At 46.3% G+C, this 18,856-nt stretch carries 15 protein-coding genes; 7 read left to right on the top strand and 8 right to left on the bottom strand.

The window, feature by feature from the left end; all coding sequences use genetic code 11:
• Positions 1-86 precede the first annotated feature (86 nt).
• Positions 87-1,514, top strand: a complete 1,428-nt coding sequence (locus J2736_RS21975; RefSeq protein ID WP_310500740.1) for an aspartate ammonia-lyase — start codon at positions 87-89, stop codon at positions 1,512-1,514.
• Positions 1,515-1,580: 66 nt separating this feature from the next.
• On the opposite strand, the gene rocF is transcribed toward J2736_RS21975, so the two are convergent.
• On the bottom strand, positions 1,581-2,498 hold the full coding sequence (gene rocF, locus J2736_RS21980) for an arginase (RefSeq protein WP_310500741.1): 918 nt from the start codon (positions 2,496-2,498) through the stop codon (positions 1,581-1,583).
• A gap of 226 nt (positions 2,499-2,724) precedes the next feature.
• Between rocF and J2736_RS21985 the strand changes: the two genes are divergently transcribed.
• Entirely contained in the window at positions 2,725-4,014 is a 1,290-nt protein-coding gene (locus tag J2736_RS21985) for a hemolysin family protein (protein WP_310500742.1), read from the top strand.
• Positions 4,015-4,066: 52 nt separating this feature from the next.
• Here J2736_RS21985 and J2736_RS21990 read toward each other — a convergent pair whose 3' ends face one another.
• Entirely contained in the window at positions 4,067-5,299 is a 1,233-nt protein-coding gene (locus tag J2736_RS21990; protein WP_310500743.1) for an aminopeptidase, read from the bottom strand.
• 159 nt (positions 5,300-5,458) lie between these two features.
• On the opposite strand from J2736_RS21990, the gene J2736_RS21995 reads away from it, so the two are divergent.
• Both J2736_RS21995 and uxaC read left to right on the top strand, forming a co-directional pair.
• On the top strand, positions 5,459-6,391 hold the full coding sequence (locus tag J2736_RS21995) for a VanW family protein (RefSeq protein WP_310500744.1): 933 nt from the start codon (positions 5,459-5,461) through the stop codon (positions 6,389-6,391).
• 137 nt (positions 6,392-6,528) lie between these two features.
• Positions 6,529-7,929 (top strand): glucuronate isomerase, encoded by a 1,401-nt coding sequence (gene uxaC, locus J2736_RS22000; RefSeq protein ID WP_310500745.1) that lies wholly within the window; start codon positions 6,529-6,531, stop codon positions 7,927-7,929.
• 368 nt (positions 7,930-8,297) lie between these two features.
• On the opposite strand, the gene yicI is transcribed toward uxaC, so the two are convergent.
• Positions 8,298-10,634: an alpha-xylosidase gene (yicI, locus tag J2736_RS22005; RefSeq protein WP_310500746.1), complete on the bottom strand. Its 2,337-nt coding sequence runs from the start codon at positions 10,632-10,634 to the stop codon at positions 8,298-8,300.
• Positions 10,635-10,782: 148 nt separating this feature from the next.
• Here yicI and J2736_RS22010 point away from each other — a divergent pair, with 148 nt between their 5' ends.
• Positions 10,783-11,703: an AraC family transcriptional regulator gene (locus tag J2736_RS22010; RefSeq protein ID WP_310500747.1), complete on the top strand. Its 921-nt coding sequence runs from the start codon at positions 10,783-10,785 to the stop codon at positions 11,701-11,703.
• Here J2736_RS22010 and J2736_RS22015 read toward each other — a convergent pair.
• On the bottom strand, positions 11,651-12,481 hold the full coding sequence (locus J2736_RS22015; protein WP_310500748.1) for an AraC family transcriptional regulator: 831 nt from the start codon (positions 12,479-12,481) through the stop codon (positions 11,651-11,653). The two genes, J2736_RS22010 and J2736_RS22015, sit on opposite strands and share 53 nt — an antisense overlap.
• 167 nt (positions 12,482-12,648) lie before the next feature.
• Between J2736_RS22015 and J2736_RS22020 the strand changes: the two genes are divergently transcribed.
• Together J2736_RS22020 and J2736_RS22025 are read left to right on the top strand one after the other, a co-directional pair.
• Positions 12,649-13,935 carry a Gfo/Idh/MocA family oxidoreductase gene (locus J2736_RS22020; protein ID WP_310500749.1) on the top strand — a complete coding sequence of 429 codons (1,287 nt, stop codon included), beginning with the start codon at positions 12,649-12,651 and terminating at the stop codon, positions 13,933-13,935.
• Between the two features lie 21 nt (positions 13,936-13,956).
• The gene (locus J2736_RS22025; protein WP_310500750.1) at positions 13,957-14,979 is read left to right on the top strand and encodes a dienelactone hydrolase family protein; all 1,023 of its coding nucleotides are present in this window, start codon (positions 13,957-13,959) and stop codon (positions 14,977-14,979) included.
• Between the two features lie 62 nt (positions 14,980-15,041).
• Here the strand turns inward: J2736_RS22025 and J2736_RS22030 are convergent, their stop codons facing one another.
• From J2736_RS22030 to J2736_RS22045, 4 genes are all read right to left on the bottom strand, one after another.
• Complete coding sequence (locus J2736_RS22030) at positions 15,042-15,851, bottom strand: sugar phosphate isomerase/epimerase family protein (RefSeq protein ID WP_310500751.1); 810 nt, start codon at positions 15,849-15,851, stop codon at positions 15,042-15,044.
• 32 nt (positions 15,852-15,883) lie between these two features.
• A complete protein-coding gene (locus tag J2736_RS22035) occupies positions 15,884-17,233 on the bottom strand; it encodes a DUF455 family protein (protein ID WP_310500752.1) in 1,350 nt (449 codons plus the stop codon).
• Between the two features lie 127 nt (positions 17,234-17,360).
• Complete coding sequence (locus J2736_RS22040) at positions 17,361-18,248, bottom strand: AraC family transcriptional regulator (protein WP_310500753.1); 888 nt, start codon at positions 18,246-18,248, stop codon at positions 17,361-17,363.
• Positions 18,249-18,372: 124 nt separating this feature from the next.
• The gene (locus J2736_RS22045) at positions 18,373-18,753 is read right to left on the bottom strand and encodes a YmaF family protein (protein ID WP_310500754.1); all 381 of its coding nucleotides are present in this window, start codon (positions 18,751-18,753) and stop codon (positions 18,373-18,375) included.
• Positions 18,754-18,856: the final 103 nt, after the last annotated feature.

Below are 18,856 nucleotides of genomic sequence, written 5' to 3' on the forward strand. Positions count from 1 at the left end.
TTAAGCAAAAAATAACCACGATAGTGGGCTAGATGCCACGATGGGTTCCATGAAAGCTTAGGGAATGAAATATGATGTGGTAAAGGATGGTTCCGATGACTTTTCGCATTGAGAAAGACTTTTTAGGTGAAAAGCAAGTCCCTTCTCATGCCTACTACGGCATTCAAACGATGAGAGCAATTGAGAATTTCCCGATTACAGGTGTTACGATTCATACGGAACTCATTACGGCGTTAGCCGAAGTGAAGCGTGCAGCCGCGCTTGCGAACATGGATACTCATATGCTGCCTAAGAAGATAGGTGAAGCCTTAGTACAAGCGGCTGAGGAAGTAAGCAAGGGCAGTCTCGTTGAGGAGTTTATCGTCGATTCCATTCAAGGCGGAGCAGGTACTTCCATTAATATGAATATGAACGAAGTGCTGGCTAATCGTGCTTTAGAGGTGTTGGGTGAGCAAAAGGGGAGTTATTTTCACTGTAACCCAAACAATCATGTGAACATGTCGCAATCGACGAATGATGTCATTCCAACCGCGATCAAAATAGCTGCATACCGTCTTTCTGAGCAATTAATCGAGGCATTAAGCTCTTTGCAGAGCGCGTTTGCTAGGAAAGAAATTGAGTTTGATGATGTGATCAAAATGGGCCGAACCCACCTACAGGACGCCGTTCCTATTCGGATGGGACAAGAATTTGGCGCCTACGCAAGAGTGCTGATGCGTGATATCAATCGAATTAAGCAGGCGATGCGGGGATTGTTGATCGTCAATATGGGGGCTACCGCCGTTGGTACAGGGCTTAATGCGAAGCCTGAATACGTAGAACGAGTCATGTTTCATCTAAAAGGTGCTGTCGGAATTCCAGTTGAAATCTCGGAGCATCTAGTAGACGGAACTCAGAATATGGATGCTTACACGGAGTTGTCTGCTTCCCTGAAAGTTTGTGCAGTGAACCTATCGAAAATTTGTAACGATATTCGCATGATGGCTTCTGGACCTCGTGCAGGACTAGGGGAATTGAAGCTGCCGCCTAGACAGCCAGGCTCTTCGATCATGCCGGGCAAAGTAAATCCGGTGATGCCGGAAGTCGTGAACCAAGTGGCGTTCCAAGTCATTGGGAATGACCATACGATCTGTCTAGCTTGTGAAGCAGGGCAATTCGAGCTCAATGTCATGGGGCCAGTCTTAGCTTTCAATCTGTTGCAGTCTCTTAAAATATTGCGGAACGCAGCCAGCGTGTTTGAGCGCTTCGCTATTGAAGGTTTAGAAGCTGACCGCGAGCGATGCAAGAATTATGTGGAGCAAAGCTTCGGCATTGTTACAGCGCTCAACCCGCATCTAGGCTACGAGGTCGCCGCGCAGCTTGTGAAAGAAGCGGTTCGTACGGGCTATACCTTGAAGGAGCTGATCCTAGAGAAAGGTCTTCTCACACCAGAGGAGATTGAAGAAATTCTCAATCCGATTCAAATGACTACGCCTGGTATAGCCGGTGATAGACTGCTTCGGCCAGCAGATTAATATCAGAGCGTGACGAACAATACCCCCATCTCTATTACCTAGAGTGGGGGTATTTGCGCATCCAGCCTATAGGATTTGCTCGCCGAACAAAGAGCTGATGAGGCTTACGGCCAGTTGTGACGTCTTGTTGCTGTCATCCAGCAACGGATTGACCTCCACAAACTCGGCAGAAGTTACGATGCCTGCCTCATGCAGCATCTCGACGGCGAGATGCGCTTCGCGGAAATGAAGCCCGCCTTTGACGGCAGTGCCCGTCCCTGGCGCTTCAATGGGGTCAACGGAGTCCACGTCGTAGCTGAGATGAACGCCATCTGTTTTGTTTTGTAGATAGTCAATGGCTTCTTGCATAACATGGGCCATGCCTTTGCGGTCAATATCGTACATGGTAAAACATTTGATTCCCAGCGAGCGTATAAGTTTCTTTTCACCTTCATCAAGTGAGCGCGCCCCAATGAGCACGATATGTTCCGGTTTCACCTTGGGATTCTTCCCCTTAATGTCGGTTAACAAAGGATGCCCGATTCCCATGCTGACCGCAAGTGACATGCCGTGTATATTCCCTGAAGGACTTGTATCCGGCGTATTTAAATCCGAATGGGCATCTATCCAGATCACGCCTAAGTTGGCATAATGGCTGGATAACCCTCCAATTGTACCAATGGCAATGCTATGATCTCCACCGATAATGAGTGGGAAAGCCCCCTGACCGACAACCCGAGAAACCTGATCAGCAAGCTGGGTATTGATTTCTATAACTTCAGCGAAATATTTGAGGTTGTGAGAATCTATTTGAGCATCTAAAGGAGCCGCTGTGTCGTTCGGGAGACGAAGATCAGCAGCATGATCAATGGTATAGCCTAATTGCTGTAACTCATGAAATAGTCCTGCTTCCATAATAGCCTTAGGTCCATGGCTTGCTCCGCGGCGACCTGCTCCCAGATCAAAGTTAACACTGATTGCAGCGATGTTCGGTTTGATACTCATCGGATCAACTCCTTTTTGATTGGCGGATTAGACACTATTTCCTGAGTTTGCGTTCCTTTGACTCTCATTCCCAAACGGATAGCAAGTATCCTATATTACTATATGAGGCTAGACTTTCTTTGTTCATTTGTGGCATCCTTTTTATCACTTTTCGCAAATATTGATAAGTTCATACAACAAAGTTAAAATAATAGATGTAAATCTAAATCTCCGAAAGAAGGTTATTATGTTTATCAATTTATTTTTAATCGTAGTATTGATTGTGCTTACCGCTTTTTTTGTCGCGACAGAATTTGCAGTTATTCGAATTCGACCAAGTCGTGTCGATCAAATGGTTCTTGAAGGCAAGAAAAATGCAGGGGCTGTTCAAACGGTTACGTCCAATTTGGATGGATATTTGTCAGCGTGTCAGCTCGGTATTACGATTACAGCATTAGGTCTTGGTTGGTTGGGAGAGCCCACAGTCGAGAAACTGCTAGGTCCCTTGTTCGAAGGACTTGGCCTAGGTGAAACACTCTCACATATCCTATCTTTCGGTATTGCCTTTTTATCCATTACATATATTCATGTTGTGCTAGGTGAACTAGCTCCCAAAACGTTAGCTATTCAGAAAGCGGAAGCTATTTCTATATTTACAGCTCCGTTAATTATCTTTTTCTATAAAATTATGTACCCATTCATCTGGATTTTAAATGGTTCAGCGACTCAGCTGGTCAAAATATTTGGCGTCAAGCCCGCAAGCGAACACGAAGAAGCCCATTCCGAAGAGGAAATTCGAATTATTTTATCAGATAGCCTGATGAGTGGGAAAATTAATAAAACAGAATATAGTTATGTGAATCGAATCTTCTCTTTTGATGAATTGTTAGCACGGGAAATCATGGTCCCAAGGACGGATATGATCTGTCTATACGCAGATAAATCACTTGAAGAGAACATGGAGATTATCACCAAAGAGCAATACACGCGTTTTCCAGTTGCCAAAGAGAGCAAAGATCATATCATCGGGTTCGTAAATACGAAGCAAGTCTTCTTAAGTTATTTTTCCAATCCGGATTTTAATTTCAAAGGATTACTTCAACCGATCATGACGGTTCCGGAAGGAATGCCCGTGAAAGCCCTGCTGAAGAAGATGCAGCGTGAACAAGTACATATTGCGTTGCTCCTCGATGAATACGGCGGGACGTCTGGATTGATTACGATTGAAGATATCTTAGAGGAAATTGTTGGCGAGATTCGGGATGAATTTGATAAAGATGAGCGGAAAGAGATTGATAAGTTAGCCGAAGGGCACTATCTCGTTGATGGCAACGCCTTGATTATCGAGTTAAATGCTAGGTTGGGTATGGACATTCAAGACGAGAACGTGGATTCAATTGGTGGATGGCTGTACAGCACAAATTCAGAGTTACAAATCGGTGAAGAATGGCAGTATCAAGATTTGACTTTCATTGTGCGGGAGCGAGACACGAATCGCATTCGTAAAGTTGAGATTATAAAGAATAGCCTAGTCTAATTCAAAAGGCCCAGATCGTAGTTGGTTAACTACAATCTGAGCCTTTTTTGTATTAGAATGCCCAGCTTCCCTTGCGGAAGATGGGTTCGATGGTTCCGTCTGCGTGTTCGCCGTCAATATCCATATCGGCGGAGCCGATCATGAAGTCAACATGAATGAGGCTGTCATTCAATCCAGCTTGCAGCTGCTCTTCTTTGGTCATCTTCGTGCCGCCTTCGATACACGTAGGGAAGGCTCTGCCAAGGGCCAAATGGTTTGACGCATTTTCATCATAGAGCGTATTGAAAAAGATTAAATTAGTGTTTGAAATGGGGGACACATGAGGAACTAGCGCGATTTCGCCGAGAAAGTGCGCGCCTTCATCCATTTCGATCATCGCTTGCAGCGATTCAAAACCTTGCTCCGCGGTGTAGTGTGTGACGCGGCCTTGCTCGAAGGTGATCGAGAAGTTATCGATCAAACTTCCTTGATAGCTCAGCGGCTTAGAGCTGCGAACGGTTCCGTTCGTGCCTAAACGATTAGGAGAAATGAACACTTCCTCTGTCGGGATGTTCGGGTTGAACTCGAAATCGCCGGTTTCGTTCGTCGCAGATCCCCCTCGCCAAATGTGCTGTGGTGGAAGTTCAACCGTCAGCTCTGTGCCTGGGGCACGGTAATGAATTTTATGGAACTGCTTCTCATTCAATTGTTCCCGTTTGCTTCGAAGTGTCGCATTGTGATCTCGCCACGTTTGAACGGGATCTGCTTGATCCACGCGAGTAGCTTCAAAGATCGCATCCCATAAAGCACTCACAGCTGCTTGATCTTCTAGATCAGGGAATACTTTCTGTGCCCAGGCTAGAGAAGGGGCTGCGATGATGGACCATGTCATCTTATAAGAGGACATGTATTCACGCCATTTGACTAGCTTAGGACCTGCGGCTTTGGCATTCGCAGCAATGCGAGAGGGTTCGACATCCTTAAGCAGCTCAGGATTATCGGCATCGATCCATAAGTAAGCGCCATTGTTCTCCGCCAATTCGGTTAGGGCTTGCGCGCGCCATGTTGGATACTCGTTGAAGGAGTCCTCCGGTGCATGGGTATAGCGAATTTGAGTGCAGATTTCATCCTGCCATTCAATATGTACATGCTTAGCACCGGCTTCATAAGCTTTTCGGGAAATGAGTCGTACGAACTCAGGGTGCTGAATCGGTGCGTTAATCCAAAGCGATTGACCGGATTGAATGTTGAGAGCAACGCTAACTGTTAGCTCCGCATATTTCTCGAGATTTTGTTCGAAATTCATTCGAGTCATCCTCCTTTTTCTCTGTCTTGCTTGAAGTTTATCGCTCTACTCGTCGACTGTCAAATAAATTTTACCGTTTGGGTGAGGACATATTCGAGGTTGTTATTGAATGGAATTTTTACAATTGTTTACACTAGGTGCAGGAGGTGAATTGCGTTCATGCGCTATGAATGGCTATTGGGCCTGCTGCTGCTTGCCCAGCCCAAAGAAATGACATTTCAACTATCGGAGAATTCAGACGGTGGACGGATGGCCCAGATCCAGAGAGAGCCTTATACCCTGCATCTTCTCGATGTGCCTATGGTTAATACGCAAAAATTAGACCGTCTTGCGGAGCAGATTGATAAATCGATTTATCGCAAGCCCATTAATGCCACCATTAATGATGGTGGGGGCATTGTGAAAGAAGTCGCGGGCGTAAGACTGAATCGTCGTGCTTTTCTCAATCAGTTTTATGAGCAATTCTATGCAGAAGGGCCGATGAAGGTGGAGCTGCCGCTTCAAACGATGTATCCCAAAGTAGATAGTGAATTGCTTGCCAGCATTCGCGTCCGTCCAATCGGCTATTATGTTACCTATTTTAATTCACGGAATACGCATCGTGTAACGAATCTCAAACTAGCCTCGCAAGCCATTAACAATTACGTCGTGCAGCCGAATGAGACGTTCTCTTTTAATCGTGTAGTCGGTGTTCGAACACCTAACAGGGGCTATATGCCGGCCAAGGTGATTGTTAGAGGGGAATTCTCAGAGGGGATTGGCGGAGGCATCTGTCAAATCTCGTCCACCCTGTTTAATGCCGTAGACCGTGCTGGCCTTACCATTATTGAAAGGTATTCACACAGCCGATCTGTACCTTATGTGCCACATGGAAGAGATGCGACAGTCAATTGGGGCGGGCCTGATTTTAGTTTTCGAAATGATTATAATCAGCCTATCCTCATCCGAGCGCATACGCTGCCTGGTCAGGTTCAAATCAGTATTACCTCTTCTGAGCTAATAAATTTTAAGGCACGCCATGTGCCAGGTGCAACGGAAGCGATCCCAGAGGAAATTGAAACGAATTCGAATGTAGGCACACTGCTCCCATAACGCGTGGGGGCTTTTTAGTTGAGGTCAATATATGCATATTTTATGAAATAAAAGCACGAAATCACAAGATTTCTAAGCCATTCTTTTGCTAATATAGAGGGCAGATCATTCAGCTTGAGAAGGGTGGAAATCGCTTTATGAAAACGTTTTTAGATGAGAATTTCTTACTTACGAATGAAACCGCAGTACATCTTTTTCATGAATATGCCAAAGAATTACCGATTATCGATTATCACTGCCATTTAAGTCCTAAGGAAATTTATGAAAATAAACAGTTCAATAACATTACAGAAGCTTGGTTATATGGCGACCACTACAAATGGCGGATGATGCGTGCCAACGGCATCGAAGAGTCCAAAATTACTGGTGAAGCCAGTGATTATGATCGCTTTGTCGCTTGGGCTTCCACGTTGCCTATGGCGATAGGTAATCCATTGTACCACTGGTCCCATATGGAGCTTCAAACCTATTTCGGTGTGTACGATCTGATTAATGAACAGAATGCACCAGTGATTTGGGAAAAAGTGAATGCGAAGCTGGCTGAAGGTGGATCGCGCGCTAGGGACTTGATCACAAACTCCAAAGTAACGGTCATTTGTACAACAGATGATCCTGTGGATTCCTTGGAATACCACATCAAAATCAAAGATATCGAAGGCTTCGATACGCAAGTATTGCCTTCCTACCGCCCGGATAAGGCGTTAGAAATCAATCGCGCTACATTCCTTCCGTGGATTGCGCAATTGGCAGCAGCGACAGGAACAACGATTCGTACTTATGATGATTTGCTAGCAGGCTTGGAAAGCCGCGCGGTGTTCTTTGATTCCGTTGGCTGTAAAGTTTCTGACCACGCACTAGACTACGTGCCTTTCGCAGTTGCGACGAAAGAAGAAGTTGACGCGATCTTCGCTGCTGGACTTGCTGGTCAGCCTGTTAGCTTAGAAGATGAGAAGAAATATAAAGCCTACACGCTATTATTCCTAGGAGGCATCTACAAGAAGCTGGATTGGGCGATGCAATACCATATTAATGCTTCTAGAAACAACAATGGACAGGCATTTGCTAAGCTAGGTCCCGATACGGGCTTTGATTCCATCGGTGACAGCCCAGTAGCAAGCGCATTGACTGGCTTGTTGTCATCCCTGGCTGTAGCGGATTCGCTGCCTAGAACAATTCTGTACTCCTTGAATGCGCGGGATAATGAAATTCTCGCTTCCTTGATGGGCAGTTTCCAAGGTGGCGGCATCGCAGGAAAAATCCAATTGGGCGCAGCATGGTGGTTCAATGATACGCGTGACGGCATGATTTCCCAAATGAAGTCGCTAGGCAACTTCGGTCTGCTTGGTCGCTTCGTAGGTATGTTGACAGACTCGCGCAGCTTTTTGTCCTACACGCGCCATGATTATTTCCGCCGCATTCTATGTAATATGTTCGGTGAATGGGTCGAAGCTGGCGAGTTCCCGAATGACGAGCAATTGTTGAAGCAATTGGTTCAAGGTATTTCTTACAACAATGCCAAACAATATTTCGGATTCTAAATGAAAAACCTTCGTGTGAGCGTGAGCTCGCACGGAGGTTTTTTTGTGCATATCCCATGAAGCATCTCCATCTCGAAATTGAGCGAGAACTGCAAAAATACATCTTTTTAAGGAGATTAGACCGGTTTTCGAGGAATTGCTGTGAAAATACATCCTTTTTTACCTATACTCCATAAAAAGGAGAAATGCGGTGGAAAAAGATGCATATTCGCATCTTTCCTAATAGACCGCGACTTCTATAGCGGAAAAGGATGCAGATTCGCATCTTTTTTTCGATTCTAACTTTCAGAGGACGGAGCAGCCGTGTTTCTCATTGCATTTGTCACCGCTGCGGTGGTGTAGGAGGGGACTGGTAAGCAAACGATGCCTTAGCAGGTTGTTATACGAACCGCGGCCCCCGCATCGTCAGCAGTAATTCGCACGCCGAATGCATGTGTAGCAACGGTGCCATTCTCCACCACTGGTGTCGAGGAGACGCCTCTAAGCACGATGCTCCATGCATGGTCGCTCAAGGCGGCATCACCAGATGCCTCAACTAGAAGGACATTTCCCCTGCGCGCAACTGTAAGTATAGACTCAGCCTTCGTCGTCGGATGATACACACGAGAAGTTGCAAGTTGTCCGTCTTCCAACTCAAAAAGGTGGAACTCTCTGTGAGCTGTATAATCGTAGTCGGGTTTCTCCTCCACTGTTCCAACTGCCAATAGCGTGTTAGCTCTTACCCATAAAGGGATGCTCAGATAATCATGATGCTCCTTGAACCAACGATTTCCTTCGACACGCTTGCCGGTTAAGAAATGAGTCCATGTGCCGGCTGGCAGATAGTAGCTGACAATACCAGATTCATCGAAGATCGGCGCAACGAGAAGTGAGTCGCCAATCATATATTGTCGATCCAGATAATCGCAGGTTGGATCATTGGCGAATTCTAGTACCATGGCACGCATCAATGGCAAGCCAAGCTTGGAGGCATCTACAGCCGTTTGGAAAATATAAGGCATCAATGTACTCTTAAGCTTTGTAAAGAATCGCAATACATCCACAGCTTCGTCATCGTACATCCACGGAACTCGGTACGAGCGGCTGCCATGCAGACGGCTGTGGCTGGATAGCAGTCCAAATGCGGCCCAACGTTTGTATAAGTCTGCACTTGAAGTGCTTTCAAAGCCTCCGATATCATGGCTCCAGAATCCGAAGCCAGAGAGCCCTAGAGACAATCCGCCTCGCAAACTTTCTGCCATTGATTCGTAGGTGGCTGTACAGTCTCCTCCCCAATGTACGGGGAACTGCTGGCCGCCAGCGGTTGCGGATCGAGCGAACAAAGCAGCTTCTCCCTTGCCAAGCTTTTCTTCCAGCACATGGAAGACGACTTCGTTATAGAGCTGCGTGTAGTAGTTATGCATTTTAATAGGATCGGATCCATCGTGATAAACGACATCGGTCGGAATGCGTTCGCCAAAGTCAGTTTTGAAGGAGTCAACCCCCATATCTACCAGCCTCCGCAGCTTCTCGGCATACCATTCGCACGCGGCAGGATTCGTAAAATCCACGATACCCATCCCTGGCTGCCACATATCCCATTGCCATACATCACCGTTAGGTCGCTTCAGGAGATAGCCGGCTTCCATGCCCTCACTAAACATAGGAGAACGCTGTGCGATATACGGATTAATCCATACGCAAATTTTCAAACCCTTGTTTTTGAGGCGCTGCAGCATCTTCTCAGGTTCGGGAAAAATACGTGTATCCCACTCAAAATCACACCAATGGAATTCGCGCATCCAGAAGCAATCAAAGTGGAAGACATGCAGTGGCAATTCCCGCTCAGCCATCCCATCAATGAAGCTAGTAACCGTTGACTCGTCGTAATTCGTCGTGAAGGAAGTAGTTAACCAGAGTCCGAATGTCCAGGCAGGTGGCAAGGCTGGCTTTCCCGTTAACGTCGTGTAATTACCAAGGACTTCTTTCAAATTGGCCCCACCAATGAGGAAATAGTCCAAGGACTCCCCTTCCACACTGAATTGCACCTTCGAAACTTTCTCAGAAGCAACCTCAAAGGAAACGTTCTCAGGATGATTAACGAAAACACCATAACCTTTATTCGTTATATAAAATGGAATATTTTTATAGGACTGCTCAGAGTTGGTCCCGCCATCACGGTTCCAAATATCAACGCTCTGTCCGTTTTTGACAAATGAAGTAAATCGCTCGCCAAGCCCGTAAACATACTCACCAACACCAAGATCAAGCTGATCGCGGACATAGGTGGTGGCGTTTTCTGAGATCACGTAGCCGATGTTCTTGAAGCCGCTGGAAGTGAGTTTGCGCCCCTCATAATCGAATTGTAGATGCCAAGGCTGGTCTCTACGAATGCTTACGCGCAAGCTGCCGCTAGTCAAGCTGGCTTCCTGCTTATTGGCTTCGATGTGGACGGCGAGCTCAGGATCGGTATTAATTGCGAAATGGGGTCCTACTTGTTTTTTACCTTTATGATGAAAAATCTGAACGCGAATGACATCCTTAATCGGAGAGGACAATTTAACTTCAATTAATGGGGTATCTAACTCGCCTGAACGATTGGTAATTGGCTTCGGTGGTCCAAATAGGGTAAGAGAATGATCGGTTGTGTAGGTATCATGTACTTCAACAGGACTAATAATCTGGTACTCCTTGCGAGTCATCCATTGACCATCACTAAATTTCACTAGTGCCATCTCCTTGTAACCGAAATATATAACGATATTGATACAATGAAATCTTCCTTAGCAAAATCATACTGGGAGTATGATATATTTGTCTTGCATAATGTTGATATCGTGATATAACAATTTTGATCAAAGGAGTCATACGGCAATGAATCTAGAATCCTTGCATGAGGATCGAAATCATGGCGATCTCATGTTTCCGCTGAGTGTGTACCGTGTGGAAAAAGTAAATGATGTTTTCTTCAACTATCATTGGCATGAAGAAATTGAATTCATCTATATGACACAAGGAAGTGCATCCTTTCATATCGGCTCCATCAACCTAGAGCTGCTCCAGGGGGAAGGGGTGCTCATTCCAAGCGGGCAGCTGCATGCCTGTTATCCTTCAAATGAAGAACCTGCTTATTTTCATGCGATTGTCTTCGATCCTCAGCTTCTCTGCAGCAGCGCTTATGATGTGATCCAAAGGAAATACATGCAACCTTGGCTTGAACAACGATTGATTCTGCCGGGCATTTTCCGTTCAAAAGTGAACTGGGAACAAGACGTCCTTACACTGCTCACGGACATTATCAAGCAATATGAAGAGACGCCGTATGGGTATGAGCTGAAAATAAAAGCGGATTTGCTTGCTATATTTGCCTTATTGCTGCCACATAGTGAACAGTCCTCGGATTTGCCGCGCAGCTCCATGCAAGCTAGCAAAATTGAGCGTATCAAGCCGGTGCTCCAGCATATGCATGAGCATTACCGAGAACGTCTTCTCATTCCAGAGCTTGCTTCTATCATTTCAATGAGTGAAGGTCATTTCTGCCGGTTTTTCAAAGCCATCGTCAAAAAGACACCTATCGGATATCTCAACTTGTATCGAGTCGAGAAGGCGATGAAGTGTCTAGAAAATCCGAAGATCCTCATTATTGATGTCGCAAGTGAGGTCGGTTTTGAAAGTCCAAGTTATTTTATCAAAACGTTCAAAGCCCTGAAAAAGATGACACCGACGGCGTACCGTCAATTGATTACAGCCCGAGATGCATCATTTTCCGACATTCCAGAGGAGTTTGCGAAGTAACTTGCTTGAATACGCGTCCGAAGTGGGCAACACTATCGAACCCGGACTGTTCGGCAATGTGAATAACCTTTAACTTCGTTTCCCTTAGCAGCCGCTGCGCTTCTCGTATGCGAATATTGTTCAAGTATTCAACGAAGGAGAATCCCGTTGTTTCCTTGAAGGAACGGCAGAAATAACTGGGACTAATATGGAATTTTTTTGAAATCGTCGCTAGACTAAGTCGCTCTTGAAAATGCTCATTAATATGGGAGACAATCTCGAATATTTTAGGATTATGAGCCTGTGGATGCTCTTCCGTTGGACCTTGCTGATCAATGAGCCGCGCGCAGAAGACGAGCAACTGTGTGAGCAGTGCTTTACTATTCAGTTCCCAACCTTTCTGTGCTTGCTGCTGCTCGCGCATTAGGCTAAATAGCAGGTTCTCAACAAGTGTTCGATTGGCGCCTGACAGCGAAAAGATAATATGTTTTTGCCGAAAGGGAGCGAGTGCCGTCTCCTGATAATCAGGATCCTTGGCAGGCACCCAATTGTCGTTAAAGCTCAATAAGATACGTTCATGCGGAAGCGAGTTGGCGTCGATCGTTTTGTGTAATTTATTTTTATCGATAAATACGAGATCACCCTCTTGCATCAAATAAGAGCGATCCTGAATGAAATAGTAACGCTTACCGCTAAGTAAATAATAAATTTCATAATGATCATGAAAATGATTCAATGGCATCGAGTAGGATTGCTCTCTGCGCAGTCTTTCAATCTCGTAAAAAATCAACGTGGACACCTCTCTGAATCGGAATCTGCTTTCTATTTTACCACATCCCTTTGAATAGCAATATATGCAAGGAAATGAAGTGATTAAGTAATATTTGATTAGAAACACAACAAATATTGTATTAATCTTGCAGTATGACATGTAAGGGTACTTAAATGAGAGGGGCATGATTACGGATGACTAAAACACGTTATGCGATTGTAGGTACTGGAGGAAGAGCTGAATTCTTCTATGGCTCCATGGTAAAGGATTTTCGAGATACATCAGAGCTTGTAGCTATTTGTGATATTAACCAAACACGGATGAATTTCACGAACGGTTTACTAGCTAATAAATATGAATATCATGCTGTTCCTACGTACAAGGCGGACCAATTCGAAGGAATGATTCGTCAAGAAAAACCAGATACGATCATCGTTACAACGGTAGACCGTACACATCATACGTACATTATCAGAGCGATGGAGCTTGGTTGTGACGTTATTTCAGAAAAGCCAATGACCGTTGACGAAGAGAAATGCCAAGAAATTCTGGATGCGATTAAACGGACAGGCAAACAGCTTCGTGTAACATTTAACTACCGGTACGCTCCGCACAATACGAAAATTCGTGAGCTCATTATGGACGGAACAATTGGCGATGTGCACTCTGTGCATTTTGAATGGTTGTTAAATACCCAACATGGTGCAGATTACTTCCGCAGATGGCATCGCGATAAGCGCAATGGCGGCGGCTTGCTTGTGCATAAGTCAACGCATCACTTTGATCTAGTGAACTTCTGGTTAGGGACACAGCCGGAGACGGTTTTCGCCATGGGCGATTTGATGTTCTACGGGAAAGCGAATGCTGAGAAGCGTGGAGAAACGAAGTTTTACCAACGTGCGACGGGGAACGCCTATGCGAAAGAAGATCCTTTTGCCCTGCATTTAGACAGCAATCCGAATCTGAAGGGCTTGTATTTGGATGCTGAGCATGAAGATGGTTATCAACGTGATCAAAGCGTGTTTGGCGACGGGATCTCCATTGAAGATACGATGGGTGTGATGGTGCGTTATAAAAATAAAGCAATCCTCACGTATTCCTTGAACGCGTATTTGCCTTGGGAAGGTTTCAGTGTGAATATCAATGGCAGCAAAGGCCGTATTGAAATGAAAGTTGTTGAGAAGTCCTACGTGAACGCTGGTGGAGAAAAAGCAGATGAGGGTGCGTTGGAAGGTAAAACCATTACCGTATTCCCAATGTTCGCAGCACCTTATCAAGTAGAGATTGAAGAAGGAGTCGGCGGTCACGGTGGCGGAGATCCTGTATTGTTGAAAGATATCTTCGATAAGCCATCGGATGACCGATTCAAACGTGCGGCTTCACATGTAGATGGGGCAATGTCCATTCTAACCGGGATTGCTGGCAATATCTCACTTCGAACCGGGCAACCAGTTGCTGTAGATAAGCTCGTTAAATTTTAAGATTTGACGGAGGAATGAACGATGTGGAATCCAGATGCTAGCATGGAGAATCTCTATCGTTCCTTCGCATTGAAGCGTGAGCAGCAGCGTGCTGAATGGGCAGAACTGACGAAGGACCAAATGAAAAAGCGTTTGGCGAGTTCATTATCAGTACCAATGGAAGGGCAGGACGAGCTTCGTCCTGTTCTTCTTGAACGTGTGGTGCTTGAGGATCACGTTCGTGAACGGGTCGAATTTGGTACGTTATGGGGTTTCCGGGTACCTTGTTATGTGTTGCTGCCGAAGGGAGCGGTGGGGAGATTGCCCGCCGTACTCGCCTTGCATGGGCATGGCTTTGGCAGCAGACAGATCGTTGGTTTGCGAGCTGATGGCACTGCGCATACAGGTGCAGCGGATGTTCATGGTAATTATGCGTTGGAAATGGTGAGACGTGGCTTCATCGTCGTCGTTCCGGAAATTATTGGGTTCGGTGACCGGCGATTGGAAGGTGATCAACGTGACGGGCAAGTCGGCAATTCGTCTTGTCAGACGCTTGCCTCCCATCTTATCCTTTATGGCTTTTCGTTGGCTGGACTGCGTGTGCAAGAAGCAATTCGGGCGCTTGATTATATGGTGTCGCGTGAAGACGTAGATGCAAGTCGAATCGGCTGCTTCGGGTTCTCGGGGGGCGGGCTGCTTGCTGCCTATACGGCCGCTTTGGATGAACGCATTCGAGCTACGGTTCTATGTGCGTTCACCAATACATTTAAAGGTAGCATTATGGCGGTGCGACATTGTATTGATAACTATCTACCTGGTGCGCTTGACTACGCAGAGCTTCCTGAATTGATTGGCTTGCTTGCTCCGCGTCCCTTGTTCATTGCTTCGGGTAAACAGGATCCTATATTTCCTATAGAAACTGTGGAAACGGCCGTCTCGTATTTGGAACAAGTGTATGCGGAAGTTAATGCTAGTGAACATTTGGGTGTTCATCTCTATGAGGGTGTTCATCAAGTTAATGGGAGTCAGGCGTATCCGTGGTTAGTTGAGGTTTTAAAACGTTGAATGAACAGGCTGTCCCATCAGTGGGACAGCCTGTTGTGCGTTGATAATATATACGAACGCTATTATTGGCCAATCCATACAGGCACTCGGTTGCGGCCCCAGTCACATACCTCCCATAAATCAGCCACCGGCTGCCGTGTGTAAGGCAGCGTGTGCATATAGCCTGGGGGACCGAATTCTGGCGTAAATGTAAATTGCTCGACTCCCGCTGCCTGCCTCGCTTCGTGGATTCGCTTCCACCAGCCTTCGTGCACATGTACTTCTTGGGCGAATTCGGGCGCACGGGGGTCTGACACCTGTGGACCGTGGATATAACCTACACGACCATGGATATGCAGTGCTCGCTCAATGGCGAGTGATAAATCAGCCTCACTTGCCTGCAGGAACGACTCCGTGACGCATACCCAATGGCTGAAATCCGCACATATTTTCAACTCCGGATACGACTTCAGTAGCTTTGCAGTCGTCCATGGTGTGTACATGCAGCGGCTGCGATGTGTCTCGTGGGCGACGGCTATACCGACATCCACTTCGTTCTGTAACGCGCTTTCAAACAAGCGTAACTGTTCATCGAGTTCCATGCGATCCCGTCCTGTATGACAGTTAACGAATAAGGGGCCGTATTCGGCTGCTTGTCGCAATCGCTCGCCAAAAGAAGTGGCATGCTCTGCAGCATGATCCCCGCCGGTAGTTGCCATCTGGGCAATATAGCTCAAACCGTATTCATCGAGTAGGGATCGGAATGCCCCTGGCGTCATTGTATCCGGAACAGGTGCCTCGACGGCATTATATCCACCCTCGCCGATTCGGCGTATCTTTTCTTCTGTGGTGCCTTCCATACCCCAAAATGCTTTTGCTATGATCGTCTTCAAGCCTATGCCTCCTTATTGAACTACACGGGTACTTAATAACGGTCGTATTTCAAATCCATTGTGGCAAACCCGCAAAATTCAGGAAAGCTTTTCAGGACACCGTTGATTTCTGATTGGGAGTATCCCATTTTTTCCAAATGCAACTGCTTGGCCTTCTCGGCAACGGACTGCGCAGTAACGAAGTCGTCGATATGTTCGAACAGCTTCGCTCCCCAACGCTTGCCGAACTGAACATGCATCCGCTCGTCAGCGATATCATACTCCGATTGCAGCGAAGACAAATTGTCACCGTGATCTTTAAAGGATTCCACGGACTTGCGTTTTTTGATAAACGAGCATGGCTCCATCACCATCGTTAAGCTTGAATAAAACTCAGGAAATGTTCGCTCCAAATTGTCTGGCGTCAGTGCGGTTGAAGGATGCCAAGAGAAATCTTCGGTACGGTAGCCCAGCTGCTTTAACCTGCGCACGCCCATTTGGCTGTGACGCGCTTCGTCCCACGTATGGCGAGCGATATCGTGATAGAAGTCCATCGGCATTTTTTGCACGCCATAATACAAGTACGTGAGACTTTCGGTCGCCGACATTTCGCTGGCATTAATAAATATCATATGTTTTACGCTATCATAGGTTGGCGAGTTTGGGTCAAACATGGCGCTTTTATATTTGGTCAGATCGACGTGCGGATATTTGGGATCGACAGCCGGATTTGCCGGCACAGGACCCGCAGGGGGATGTTGCAGCCGCTCCGCCCAATCCGTCGCTGGACTCCCTCCCTTTGTGAACATTTCGTCCCACATTCGATCAACATACTGCCGCCAACTGTCAAAGCGCATACGGCTCACTGAGTCGTCTACGTAAGCGAAGCGGACATGCGGATCTGCCCAATCGATGAGTCGCTTTCGATCCAACTCGATGACCCGCAACGCGTCTAGCGTCGGCTCCTCTAGAATAGGATCAAGCGCATCAGCGAGCCAAGTATAACGGTTGTAAAGCTTACTCACAAAGCTCCGGTAAGCTAATGCGAATTCGGCAAAAGCAGGTGCCAGCGACACGGCCAAAAACACTTCTGCGACTCGCTCCGGCGTCCAAGAACGGTCGCTCAGCGCAGCGCCTGGCAGCTCATCAATCCGCTGTCGAAGCTTTTTCATGTGTTCTGTGTGTAGATAGCCCATGCGGACCAGTTCGCCTTTCCACTCCCAATTAGGGGCAGCTGTTACCCACCCCATCGCCAAACGGGATAACTCGAACTCAATCCAATAGCAATCCTTCAGCATAAGCGCGGTATCTACTGGACGAATAAACGCCCCTGTCCGATTTTCTGTGTTATCCAGAAAGCCCACGTCATTAACGTCGACCATAATTATTTTGTTCGCATCCATTGTCATCATGCACCTCTGTTAATGTGATTACATCAACAGTAACAGACAAATCATGAACACGCTTGCACACCACTATCTGTTAGTTGGATTATCCTCTACAATTCTTAGAAGGGCATAGATTCTATGGTCAAGTCCGCATACTTCTTCGATAAAAGCTCGGCGACACGCCCGTCATTTCCTTAAAGCATCGGCTAAAATAGGCCATCTCGCCAAATCCAAGGGTCAATGAAATATGCGTGATGGGCTCTTCGCTCTCACTCAATAGAAGCTTTGCACGATTGATCCGCTCCAACATTTGGTATTGATGAGGTGTCTGCCCTGTGTGTTGCTTGAAAAGCTTGTGTAAATAAGACTTGGACAAATGAAAAGTCTCTGCTAGTTCATCCATTAATAACGGCTCATTATGACGGGCTGTTATGTAATCCGCGACCTCCGTCATCAATTGACGATAAGAAGGTGGGAGTGTCAATCGTTTGGCGAGATCCAAGCTGGCTTGCCTGCCAAGTATTGCAAACAACTCCAACAATCTTGCCTTCACGATCAATTGAAAGTGAGGACGACGTAGATCAAGCTCCTTCTCGATCGTACGCAGGAGGTATTGGACCGCCTCCATTTCTTCCTTGGACTCCATGTGAAGCTGAACCGCGACAATCTGCTCCGTTGGAAACCAATTGTCCACTAATCCGGATACAACAGACTCTTGTACCGACAGTTCCCGGAGATAGGACTCATCGACAGATAGTACGATCCGTGAGTACTCCACTGTCTGGGTTGAGCGGATATAGTGATAAGCATCTGGACGGATGATGGTCAGTTTGCCAGGAACAAACTCAAGTTGTTGTCCATCCACTACGCATATTCCGACGGACGAACAAGGGAAGTGAAATTCGTAGCCGTCATGAGCATGGATAAATGCCATCATTGCCGCATCACGCTTGGTTTTGCAATAAACGGGATAATCGCTAAGCGAACGGTTAAATTCTTGATCTATGACATGGGGCAATTGATTGTCCATAGGCACACGCCTTTCCAGTGCCCAAACAAATGCACTTTCTTTTAATGTACAAAAAATAAGTGAGACTGTCACCCATGCTGTTATAAATAGAAAAACTACTGAACAGGGTTCAGTAGTTTTCTTGTCACTTTTTTACCTTTTGACGGACGATGCTCTCAATAATTAATTTGTGTCCAACGACGACTCCGAGACGAATGACACCTGTTGTTCTTCCAGAAATGATGTGGCGATGTCCATCTGCAACGTTTGTTGAAATTTGAAAACGATGAAAATGGTTTGGTCCTACACCGATGTTGAGGCCTGTGCGTCCAGAATAGGAATGACGGTGCCCGTCAGCAGTTGTCGTAATCCCTTGGAAGGTATGGCGGTGTCTACCGTCTTCTGGAATTACGATATCACTCAAATTGCCGAAAGAATGCCGATGATTTTGTACACGAGACGTTAAGCCCTCCATGCGATGTCTAAATTGTACAGGACCACCAGATCCTTGTGTGATTTTTGCCATTATTCTATCATCCTTTCAACAAGAGATGATATTAAAATATGCAAATTATTGTGGACTTGCCCCGGTCGAATGGCTTATACATGTGGAAATCAGTATATACCTA

The sequence above is a fragment of the Paenibacillus qinlingensis genome, assembly GCF_031455095.1.
Taxonomy (GTDB): Bacteria; Bacillota; Bacilli; order Paenibacillales; family NBRC-103111; genus Paenibacillus_E; species Paenibacillus_E qinlingensis_A.